The organism is Lactococcus ileimucosae, from assembly GCF_943193185.1.
In the GTDB taxonomy this organism is placed as follows: Bacteria; Bacillota; Bacilli; order Lactobacillales; family Streptococcaceae; genus Lactococcus; species Lactococcus ileimucosae.
The window spans coordinates 32,283-43,927 of sequence record NZ_CALPDE010000019.1; the positions used below are offsets into that span (position 1 = coordinate 32,283).

Consider the following 11,645-nt stretch of genomic DNA (forward strand, 5'->3'; position numbering starts at 1 on the left):
ATTAAGAGAAGGAGAAATATGAAAGTAGCAATTGTAACAGGCGGCACGAGAGGCATTGGGCGATCGGTAAGTATTGAGCTCCATAAAGAGGGGTATAAAGTTGTTGCTTTATATCAAGGAAATAGAGCAGCTGCACAATCCTTGACAGATGAATACCCTGATATAGAGGTTCAAACATGTGATGTCTCGAAAGAAAAAGATGTTTCCAAAATTATTAAAACAATCTATGAGACATATGGCCGAATTGATTGCCTAATTAATAATGCAGGAATTACCCGAGATGGGTATTTCTTAATGATGTCTACTGAAAAATGGGAAACTGTTTTAAATGTGAACATACTAGGAGCGGTAAATACTTCTAAATCTGTTTTAAGGTATATGAAGATTAAAAAAAATGGTGGCAAAATTGTCAATATTTCTTCGACAAGTGGAGTCGCAGGGCAGATTGGACAAGCTAACTACTCGGCAACAAAGGGAGCAATTGTTTCCTTAACTAAATCCTTGGCTAAAGAATTTGCAGCTGACAATATTAACGTGAATTGTGTAAGTCCTGGATTCATTAATACAGATATGACAAGTAACTTAAAAAATAAAGCGGCGATTATTGAGAACTTAATACCACCTCAACGGTTTGGAGACCCTCAGGAGGTTGCATGGTTAGTCGCATTTTTAAGCAGTGATAAAGCAAACTATATTACAGGCAAGAACTTTGTAATAGATGGAGGAATGATTAATGATTGATTGGAAAACTGAAAAAGAAAATATTGAAAAGCGTATAGTAATTGAAGAAAAAATAAAGACAATTTTGGTTGATTCTTTGATGTTAGATCTAGATAAAAAACTGATTCAAAATGACCAACCATTATTTGGTAGAGGATTAGAATTAGATTCGATTGACGCTTTAGAACTGTCTATTGGAATTTCTACCGAGTTTGGAATTGCCTTATCAGATGATGACATGTCCATCTTTTCTTCCATTAACAAATTAACAGATTATATTATAGAAAACCAACTTATAGAGGAGTGATAATGAAAAAGCTGAATATTATGCAAATTATGGCATTTCTTCCACACGCTTATCCTTTTCTATTGATTGATTCAGTTGAAAATTATAGTGGAGGAGAAATTTCATGTAAAAAGAATGTAACCATCAATGAGCCGTTTTTCCAAGGACATTTCCCCAAACAACCTATTATGCCGGGAGTTTTACTGATTGAATGCGGCGCCCAAGCTGCAGCATTAATGTATATTTTGGATAGCTTATCTGAGCAAGGAAATATTAGTGACATAGATTTTGCAAAATTATGTTTGGAAGAAAATTTATCGGATAAGGTAGGATATTTGGCAAGCATCAAAAATTTCAAGTTGAAAGCTTTAGTATTCCCTGGGAATGCTTTAAATATTAGATGTAGGAGCTTAATTAAACTGGGTAAGCTTTCAGAAATTGAGGTGAGAATAACAAATGACTCAGGTAAAGAAGTAGCTTCAGGAAGGATTTTGGTCTCGCAAAAATGAAAATTACTTTAACAGATATTCAAAAAAAATATGGAGATTTTGAAGTCCTCAAAGGCATATCAACGGAATTTGAGGAAGGAAAGTTTTATGGTTTATTAGGGCCAAACGGGGCAGGAAAGACAACATTATTCAACATCTTAATTCAATCAACGCATAAAACTTCAGGACGTATTGAATGGCAAATTGGCGGAGAAAAAGTTAAAGCAGACAGCTTTTATCACCATGTTGGAATTGTTTTTCAATCCAGTCGTTTAGATGAACGTTTGACAGTCGAAGAAAATCTGATTACACGAGGCGCCTTATATGGTTTAAATAAGAGTCAAGTCTTTCAGAGTTTAAAAAAAATTGAAGAATATTTATCTATTAAAGAATTAAGAACACGGCGTTATGGAATGCTTTCAGGAGGCCAAAAAAGAAAAGTAGACATTGCAAGAGCTCTGCTACACAATCCCTCTATTCTTCTTCTTGATGAACCAACAACTGGGCTAGACCCTAAGTCCAGAAATGACTTGTGGAAAGCTATTTATGAACTGAATAAAAAGGCAAGGATGACAATAATTTTGATTACACATTATCTAGAAGAGATGGCTTTCTGTGATCGTTTAAATGTCTTAATTCAGGGAAAACTCCACTACTCAGGTTCCATTGAAGGCTTTATAGAAAAAAATTCTTCGACAAACTTGGAAATTACATTGAAAAATTCAAACGCCCTTTTATCTGATATGTTTAACCTGTCTCCCATAAGAAAGAATGAAAAAGAATACATTTATCAGAATGTAACAATGGCTCAAATATTGAGCATTCTCTCTTCTAACCAGTTGCTCATTGAAACTTTCGAAGTTAAAAATGCAACGTTAGAAGTTGCCTATTTAAACCTATTAAACGAAATACAAGGAGGAGTTTAAGATGCTTTCTTTAGTCAAACGTAATATTCTTGTATATATACGAGATAAAATGGCCTTTTTCATGTCTTTTCTTTCTGTAGTAATCTTGTTGGTACTGTATCAAGTGTTTTTGGGACAAATTCAACTGGATGCTATAAAAGAAAGTATGGGAACAGCAACAGTGTCTTCTCCTGTGATTCATATGGTAAATCTATGGCTGGTTGCTGGTTTAACGACGATTGTTTCTTTAACAAGTACTTTAGGGGCTTTTAGTGTTATGGTTTCTGATAGGGAAAAAAAATTGAATGAAGATTTTGAAATCAGCAGTTGCCCATCATGGAAACTTGAATTATCTTATATCATTGCTGCTGTCATACTAGGTACTCTTGTTACGATTCTTTGTTTTTTCTTTGGGGTATTACTGTTCAATGGCTTCAATTATCTTCAGATATTTAGCTTTCCAGATTTTCTGAAAATATTAGGGTTAATTGTGATGAGCTGCTTGCTTTCTGCAGCGATTGTACTTCCTTTCTTGTCTCTTATTAAGAGTGGGTCTGCCTTCAGCACATTGAGTACAATTATCGGTACATTAATTGGTTTTTTATCTGGAGTTTATATCGCTATTGGTTCTGTTGGCAGTGTTTTAGCTCAAGTTATGACATGGTTTCCAATGACTCAAATGAATGCCATGTTAAAAAATGTATTGATGTCGCATAGTCTACACAAGGTTTTTGCAGAAGCACCACAGTCCGTGGAAAATGAGTATAAAATTTCCTATGGGCTTGCCTTAAGAACAATAAATAATCATACACTTTCCAATAACGAGATGCTTTTATATGTTTCAATGTGTATGATTGGACTATTGACTATCTATATGCTTCTTAAAAAAGGTATGAGATATGGAAAATGATTCTACCTATCGTGTGAGGACTTTAGTAGAAGAGGACATTCCTCAAATTGTAGACTTGTTCAATAAAAATAAAGTTTACCAATTCCAAGATGGAGCAGCACTGACATCGGAAGATTTTTGCCTCACTATGGCGATTAAAGAGACAAGTCACTTTTATGTCCTGGAGAAGAATGGGAAAATTATTGGCACTACTGCATTTTTCAAATTTATTACTTTTGGGGCGCTTCCTCTGAATGAAAGTTACAGTGGCTTTCTTCTAATAGATGTGGAGCATCGAACTGGTGCAGCAATTTCATTACTTCACAAAGAAGTGTTATTTGATATCGTCAATTGTGATTTCCATACACATTTTACAGAAATTAGTCGTTACAATAAAGCTTCACTGACTCTTTCCAAAAGAAATGGCTTTTCGAAATTTGAAGGAAGTTACGAGGACATGAATCATTGTTATCTCCTCAGAAGTTCACTGCCTAAAGTTTTAAAAGCATTTAAATTTACGGGGGATTTGGAAAGTAAATACGACATTAATACTTTCAAAATTATAGAGCAAACAGATGCGGCTGATATTTCAACACTTTTAACGGAAATTTCAGGAAAGAAGATGATATACCGTTGCTTTTCTAAGGCACACTATCCTTTTGATATCCAACTTGATTTATTTCGATTGTATATCTTTAAAGAAAATAATAGATACTATTTGAAATGTGAATTTTATTCGGAACAAGTATATTTTGTTAAGGCTAGAGCAGGTAATTTTAAATATGTAAAACTTTCACGGAAGAAAAATCAGATTGCAATAAAAAAGGTTACATTAAATTTTTTAATTCAAGGAGTAGTGTACACAGAGATAGGAGAAATTAAGGTACAACTTCATTATAGACAGCCCGCCAACGAAAAGATGAATATTCACTTGAATCAGTCAATGTTTTCATACCGTCTAATCGTTAATCGCTCTAACGGCAGTTTGCTCTTTGTTAAAAATGACAGGCCCTTTATCGAAGATACCTATTTATTGTTTGCTCTGCCTGAAGATGTGAGATTTTTAGTTGAAGAATATGAAAATAAGATAATCATTCGCTGCATTGGAGAGCATTTAGACATTCATAAAGTTATTGAACTTCATCCGAATAGACTTGAAGCTCATTATTACATTAAAGAGCTTCCAGATGAGAATAGGGGGAAAGTTTTGAAATATGGGATGAAAATCTTAGAGCAAGACTATTTGATCCAAGAAGAAGGGACACTTTTCCCTTATGTTCCAGGACAACTTCCGAATGAATTAGATGATTTTGTATCAATGAAGCAATTTAAAATAAGCGATTTATGCTATCTCATTATTTCTGAAAAACTAAAACTTACTTATTCTACGCAAAATCCAGCTGCAAATCAAATGCAATATCGCCCCCTTTCTTTTATAAAATTAGACAATTATAAAAATATAAGGGTAGATTATTCGATAAAATTTGAAAAAAAGGAAACTCAAAATTTTAATATGGATTTTAGAGAATTTAGAGAAGTAAATATAAATTGGAAATCTATAAAAAATGTTACAGCTTACACAGCAATGGAGGCCAGCGCAGTTAATTATCATCTTGACCAAAAAAGAAGCCCACTTTTTTATCGTATGGATAAGGATGAGGGAAAGGTTTATATTGGTGACAATAAGAATATAACGTTTCCTTATAAGGTCTTGGAGTTTTCCTGGACTTGTTCAAGTCATGTAGAAGCATGGATCCATGATGCTTTTTATGCTTATAAAAACAGAGGCCATATTTGGGAAGCGCGAGATAACATTTTAATAGTTGATAGGGGTAAAAATCATTGTTTTTCAATAACTGCAGAACAAGGAAGAATTTATTCCTTCAAAGAAAACAATAAGATAATGATGCGATGTGTTATTCCTAATGCTTCAAATGTCCAGCAGTTTATACATTTTAAACAGTTAAAAAGAGAGGAAAAAAATAATGAACAAAATTTATAAAGAGCTACGTAAAAACAAGGCCTATAGAAAATTTGATGGAAAAATTTTTGAGCTTCGAGGAGATGATGTAGAAGATATACTCAATCCATTAATCCCTAAAAACATTGAATTTGCAGATATTGATACTTGTGGCTTTTCATTTATATTGACTGATAAAGGAACAGTTTATTCTGAAATTGTTTTTTATAAATTAGAAGATAAATATATTATTTTTTCTAATGAAGATTTACTTTCGCTATTCTCCGATGCCAAAGGTGAATTTAATATCAAGGAAGTTTCAGATGAGTTAAGCCTCATTCAAATTGAGGGAAGGGAATCAGGGGAAATTGCACAGCAATTTTATGATTATGACATTTCAACTTTAAATTTCAAATTCATTACCAACACAACATATAAGAGTTCTGATATTGTTATGGCGCGCTTTGGATATTCAGGAGAATTTGGCTATCAATTTCTCTTGTCTAATCATCTGGTCCCTAATTTTATTGAGGAATATTTATCCGATACACCGCAATATGATAAAGCACTTGATGATTATGTCAAATTTGAAGTCAACCATCCCGTACATGATGTATACAGAGGACAACATAATTTGTTTGAGTTAGGATATGCATGGAATTTAGACTTCACAAAAGAAGAATTTAAAGGCCGAAGTGCCTTGTTAGAGGAATTTGAAAGTTCTACAAAACAAAGTATTGTCTTTTCAGCTTCCGCAGAAGTCCAAAAAGATGAAAGGGTTTATTTTGATAATCAAGAAATCGGAAAAGTATACTGGCTGATAAAAGTACTTGATGAAAACCCTGACCGAGCATATTTAGGCATGTTACAGGTTGAAAGATATTATGCTCACTCAGGACTTCATTTTCTGACAGAAGGAGGAGCTGTGTTAGAAACGCTATCTAATCCGTATGTTATTCCAGAAAGTTGGTCAAAATAATGAGAAATCAAGTTAATATTACTGGAGCTGGTATCGTTTCATCTCTAGGAAAAAATCTTGAGGAACATAAGAAAAATTTGTTCTCTCAAACAGAAGGCATCAAACAAAAACGTTTTTCTAACGGTAAACATGAACTGGACTCTTATGTGGGAGTTGTTGAAAGTGAACTGGAAGTTCCTGAAAAATATCAACAGGAAACCCGTAATTTTAAATTTGCCTTTTTAGCTTTTGAAGAAGCAATAGCTTCTGCGAATCTTCAACTTGAAGAAGAAGAAAAAAAGATAGCGATATGTTTAGGGACATCCTTGGGAGGAAAAGTCTTAGGTCAAGAACTTCTCTATTCTTTTGAAGATAATCGTTTAGAAATGCCGCGTAATCTTTTTAAAAAACGTTCTTTGCATTATATTGCGGATGAACTCATCGCTTTTCATAGAATAAAAGCAAGTTATTACGTCATTTCAACTGCATGCTCTGCGAGTAATAATGCAGTGATTTTGGGAACGCAGCTTCTCCAAGATGGGAAATGTGATGTTGCAATTTGTGGCGGCTGTGATGAACTAAGTGATATTTCCCTTGCAGGATTTACCTCCCTAGGGGCCATTAATAAAGACTTTTCGTGTCAACCCTACTCTACTGGAAGCGGTATTAGTTTGGGAGAGGGCGCAGGATTTATTGTCCTTGAGAAAAATAAAGTTGGAAAATATGGAAAAGTACTGGGAGGTTCAATTACGTCAGATGCTTATCACATTACAGCTCCCAAAGCCACTGGTGAAGGAGCCGGTCAAATTGCTCTGAATTTGTCAGAACAGTCAGGAGTGCCTCTAAATAAAGTTGATTATATTAATGGTCATGGCACAGGTACACGCGCAAATGATGGTATGGAAAAAGCCATGATTGAAAAAAACTTTCCGCTTACGGTAAGAGTGAGCAGTACTAAAGGACAAACAGGACATACATTAGGCGCTGCTGGTATTATCGAAACCATTAACTGTTTTCTGGCGATAGAGGAGAAGACTGTTCCTGCGACAAAAACCTTAGTGTCTTATCCTGAAGATTGTTTTGTGAGGAATCAAAATATTCCGAAAGACATTTCATATGCACTTAACTTTTCTTTCGCATTTGGTGGAAATAACAGTGGGGTACTTCTTGCTTCAAATGATACACCAGAAGAGACTTTTCTAGCGAATGAAGAAATTCGTATGGACATCATATCACATGCTTCAACATTGGAAAGCTTGGAAGATAAAAACGATAGATATGAAAGTATATCTAAAAATTTCAGCAAAATAACGGGACTACGTTATACTGATTTTTCACCGTCTTCTAAAATTAATCCAGCACAGTACCGTAGAATGGATAATTTTTCTAAAATGATTGCGGGTACAGTTGCTAAAGCTATTGAACGTAGCGGTTTAGACTTTAGAAAAATAGATTTAAATAAAGTGGGCATTCTTTTTACGACATCGTCTGGCCCTTTAGAAGTTGTGGAGGATATTGAGAAACAGATTAAATCAGAGGGATATAATCAAGTGTCTGCTTCAAAATTCCCCTTTACTGTTATGAATGCGGCAGCAGGTATGATATCAATATTATTTAAAATTAAAGGTCCAGTATCAGTCATTTCCTCCAATGTTGGTTTTGCTGATGGTATTATCTATGCCGAGGAGATGATGAAAAACGAGAAACTCTCTCATGTATTGATTGTTTCAGCCTCTCAGTGGACAGATTTCTCTCTTTTTGCCTGGGAAAAACTGGGATATGATCCAGAAAAATTCAAGCCCTCAGATTACTGCAGTACGTTAATTGTTGGAAACTCTTCTGAAAAGAGAGAAGCACGGATCATGAGTGCTGAACAGATAAAATATGATAATAATGTCAGAACTCATGAAGAAATAAAGCATGATTTAATTTCTCTCATTGAAACAGAACTGTCAATAAAAGGTGTTCCTTTTGAGGAGCTTAAAGGGGTCGTATGGAATGCGAATAAAAAGACAGAAGAAAAAGAATACGATGTTTTTATAGATTGGCTAGCAGCTTTGGATATACCCGTTTACTCACTGCATGAGTTAGATTTTTCTTCGGATGGGGCTGGAGAAGAGCTGGATTATATTTTGAATAAGGAAGATTTAAAGCTAGGGCGCTATTTGATAATTTCTTATTCACGATTTGGTGGTATCTCAACAGTTTTATTGGAAAAGATATAGGATATACTAAATGAAAAAATTTTTATTCACACCGTTTATGATGAATCTCGGAGAAAGTCAGCGCTTGTCACAAATTGCTTCTACTCTACACCAGGCAGGACATGAAATTCACATATTGGGAGACGTTTTTTATCCGTTTTTATTCCAGCATGATGCCTACATTTTTCATCAATGCCCTTTTGACACTCAAGTATATTGTCGAGAACGCTATCAAGAATTTTTCTCTTTTGATATGGATTTTAACTTTTTGACAGATGAAGAAATTAGAAACATGTGTAATTATGAGCGAGAACTCTTAGTTAGTCAACAATTTGACGCAGTATTTACCGGCTATCGTTTAAGTATTGTGGTGAGTTGTAAAATTGAGCAAATTCCCCTTGTATGGATTATCTCTGGTTCAGTACAAATTGATGAGATTATCCATAATATTGATGGTATCATTCCAGATTATATATCCTTTGATAAAAAAAATGAAAAAGCTAAAAAGAGCATCAAACGTTTAGTTCTTTCATACTCCAAAAGTATTGAATCTTGGAATAAATATTTACTATCAGAAGGAGGGACTCCGATGAAATCAGGATTAGAGCTCTTCATAGGAAACTTAAATTTGATTGCGGATTACAGTAAATTTTATACTTTTGATTCAGAAACTAATTATAAAATTGTAGGGCCAATACTTTTTTCTTCAAAGAAATCAGGTTTTCGTCAGTTGAAAGGGAAAAATAGGATATTATTGAGTTTTGGGACTTCTTTTAATAAAGAATGGGTTATTGATTTTGTGTCACATCTTCCCGAAGGTCCTTCCTATATCTTAACCACATGTGGCGAAGAATTTTATATCGGCAGAAAGGACATTGAACTTGTAGATTTTATAGATTTTGACTCCTTAAAAGCTAAAATTTCATTTGCGATTATTCATGGAGGACAAGGAACGGTTTATGCCATGGCTCAACAAGGCATACCCTTTATAGGTATCCCATTTTTTAATGAGCAACTTTGGAATATTAAAAAATTTAGTAATTATGGAGCAGCAATGCTACTGAGTAAAGAAGAAAAAATCAGTGAAAAGATGTCAATGTTTCAGTCAGAGATAGAAGCATATTCCGAGAAGATGTCAGAAATTAGTAGAGGAATCTTTGAAGAATCACAACATTCTTTAACTAAAGTCAGCGAAATATTGGAGAGCTTTCTTGAGTAATATTGAAATTTTCATATACAAAGACACAGGTGAAGCACTTGAAAATACTCTTTTTGGTCAAAGATTAGAACGTTACAATCAAGCTATTCGAGAGGAAACAAAGCGGAAACTCATCGTGGGAAGCCAAGTTATTTTTCGGGTTTTGAGGCTTTACAATCTTTCTGACCAGTTATTATTACAAGCATTTGCGAAAAGTGCCCATGAAATAGAAAATCTGCCCTTTTACGTAAGTTTTTCCAATTCAGATTTGTTTCATGTACTGGCAATTTCTAAAACTCCCGTGGGAATTGATGCTGAAGTTTTAAGAAACCGCTCTGACTTCGTGTATGACACTTATCTTGGAAAGGGAGATAAAGATTGTAAAAAGAAATTCTTTTATAAAAAATGGTTAGAAAAGGAAGCAAAGTTTAAAATTTCTTACTGCAGTTCAAAACAAGAGATGTATTATCAAAGACTTTCAGAAATAGTGATTGGTATATATGGAACTAAACATCCAAATCTATCAGCTTTTAAAATAAATAATCTTAAAAATGAACCTGTACGTATAGATATGTATGAGTTTTAATTAAGAAGAATGAGGGAATTATATATTGAAGGATAAGCATTCAGACTTCATTCAGGAAAACATACTTCACGAGTTAACGCCTCTTATATTTACATCCAATAGAGTATCAGTATTATATAAAGAAACGCACCTTGTGAATTGTCGAATATATTTAAGTAAGCTTGTTGGTGTCGTTCATTTTAGCGCAAAACTTTCTGAAGGTACAACATTTACACAAGGAAATATATTATTGTACATTGAAGAGTTACGCATTTTGAACGAGGTTTATATGGAACAAAAAGGAAAAGTAGAAGCGGTATATGTCAAAGATAATCAATTTGTTATGTATGGTACACCGCTAATATTGGTTAGAACTACATAATGCTCAAAAACAAGGAGCTTTCAACAAAGGTGGTTTACTTTTCCTAAAGAATTTTAGCTTTCAGAATCCCTTTTATAAGTGACTTTAGATAATAAAGCTAAAGGGCATAAAAAATTTCCATACAAGTGCTAAATGATCTTGAATCTATAATATTAAGGTCAATTTGTCTGTTTATATTTCACATTAAAGAACCTTTTTATACTTGAAAAATATAGGGTAAAAAGTGATACTTGAAGAAGTAGAAATAAAGTTTCTGTAGTACATAACATAAGTTATTAGAAAGGAGTAAACATGAAAAAAGCTGAGCTTTTAAATATCCATGTAGCAAACTGTCCTTGCACAGTGGATGGAACTTACTATGTTTTATACCGCTAAAAAACCAACGGATAGAAAGGAGAAAATATGACAAAAGCTGAACTTCTAGATATTTTTGATGTAAAATGTCCATGTACATTACAGGTTCCTTATTATGTTTTTTACAAGTGATATCTAGTAGCATAAGAAATCATTTTTCCCAAAATATAAGGAGTGTTAAAAATAATTAGGAGAGAAAGGAGAGAATATGACGAAAGCTGAATTTCTAGACAATTCTGGTGTAAAGAGTACGTGCACATCACAGGTTTCTTATGATGTTTTTTACTAGCGGTATCTAATGGCATAAGAAAGCATTTTTCCTAAAATATAAGGAGCGTTAAAAATAAGTAGAAAATGCCTCAGGGCTATCTTTATTACAAACATAAGCTCATAAATTTTATAAAGCATGTATGATTTGAGCAAAGGAGCAGGTGTGTTTATCGATAACATGCCTCTTTTTTGTCTTTTAAATTTTACTGAGATTTTTTCATATAGAGAGATATCAGGAAAAAGAAAATGTATAATGAGATGAGAGTAAAAAAGGATTCGCAAGACCAAGGGGGATTGAATATGCTTTTAGATAAAGGAAGTTTTGAACTGCTGAGCTGTTTGATAACATCTAAGGAACCTAAAACGGTAACAGCTATTGCAAAAGAATTTTGGACTAATGTCAAATAATTAGACAGAAAATGAGCTATGTTTTCTTAAAATAGTTTTCCTCCTTCTGATTTGGAGT

Annotated in this window: 12 protein-coding genes; all 12 read left to right on the plus strand. The window is 33.7% G+C overall.

The annotated features are described in order from the left end of the window. Positions 1–18: 18 nt before the first annotated feature. The 12 genes from NFR51_RS08570 (at position 19) to NFR51_RS08625 (ending at position 11,587) form a co-directional block, all read left to right on the plus strand. Positions 19–741, plus strand: coding sequence for an SDR family NAD(P)-dependent oxidoreductase (locus tag NFR51_RS08570; protein ID WP_251713285.1), 723 nt, complete (start codon positions 19–21; stop codon positions 739–741). Continuing rightward, positions 734–1,027, plus strand: coding sequence for a phosphopantetheine-binding protein (locus NFR51_RS08575; protein ID WP_251713286.1), 294 nt, complete (start codon positions 734–736; stop codon positions 1,025–1,027). The genes NFR51_RS08570 and NFR51_RS08575 overlap by 8 nt, the downstream gene beginning before the upstream one ends. A gap of 2 nt (positions 1,028–1,029) precedes the next feature. Further along, positions 1,030–1,515, plus strand: coding sequence for a 3-hydroxyacyl-ACP dehydratase FabZ (gene fabZ, locus NFR51_RS08580; protein WP_251713287.1), 486 nt, complete (start codon positions 1,030–1,032; stop codon positions 1,513–1,515). Then, complete coding sequence (locus NFR51_RS08585) at positions 1,512–2,420, plus strand: ABC transporter ATP-binding protein (RefSeq protein ID WP_251713288.1); 909 nt, start codon at positions 1,512–1,514, stop codon at positions 2,418–2,420. The genes fabZ and NFR51_RS08585 overlap by 4 nt, the downstream gene beginning before the upstream one ends. A gap of 1 nt (position 2,421) precedes the next feature. Continuing rightward, positions 2,422–3,309 (plus strand): ABC transporter permease, encoded by an 888-nt coding sequence (locus tag NFR51_RS08590; RefSeq protein WP_251713289.1) that lies wholly within the window; start codon positions 2,422–2,424, stop codon positions 3,307–3,309. Continuing rightward, on the plus strand, positions 3,299–5,290 hold the full coding sequence (locus tag NFR51_RS08595; protein ID WP_251713290.1) for a GNAT family N-acetyltransferase: 1,992 nt from the start codon (positions 3,299–3,301) through the stop codon (positions 5,288–5,290). The genes NFR51_RS08590 and NFR51_RS08595 overlap by 11 nt, the downstream gene beginning before the upstream one ends. Then, positions 5,274–6,227 (plus strand): aminomethyltransferase family protein, encoded by a 954-nt coding sequence (locus NFR51_RS08600; protein ID WP_251713291.1) that lies wholly within the window; start codon positions 5,274–5,276, stop codon positions 6,225–6,227. Before NFR51_RS08595 ends, NFR51_RS08600 begins: the two co-directional genes overlap by 17 nt. After that, complete coding sequence (locus NFR51_RS08605) at positions 6,227–8,431, plus strand: beta-ketoacyl-[acyl-carrier-protein] synthase family protein (RefSeq protein WP_251713292.1); 2,205 nt, start codon at positions 6,227–6,229, stop codon at positions 8,429–8,431. Before NFR51_RS08600 ends, NFR51_RS08605 begins: the two co-directional genes overlap by 1 nt. A 10-nt stretch (positions 8,432–8,441) precedes the next feature. Beyond that, positions 8,442–9,629: a glycosyltransferase gene (locus NFR51_RS08610; RefSeq protein ID WP_251713293.1), complete on the plus strand. Its 1,188-nt coding sequence runs from the start codon at positions 8,442–8,444 to the stop codon at positions 9,627–9,629. Then, positions 9,622–10,194, plus strand: coding sequence for a hypothetical protein (locus NFR51_RS08615; RefSeq protein WP_251713294.1), 573 nt, complete (start codon positions 9,622–9,624; stop codon positions 10,192–10,194). Before NFR51_RS08610 ends, NFR51_RS08615 begins: the two co-directional genes overlap by 8 nt. 25 nt (positions 10,195–10,219) lie before the next feature. After that, a complete protein-coding gene (locus NFR51_RS08620; RefSeq protein WP_251713295.1) occupies positions 10,220–10,555 on the plus strand; it encodes a biotin/lipoyl-containing protein in 336 nt (111 codons plus the stop codon). Between the two features lie 870 nt (positions 10,556–11,425). Next, positions 11,426–11,587, plus strand: a complete 162-nt coding sequence (locus NFR51_RS08625; RefSeq protein WP_251713296.1) for a hypothetical protein — start codon at positions 11,426–11,428, stop codon at positions 11,585–11,587. Positions 11,588–11,645: the final 58 nt, after the last annotated feature.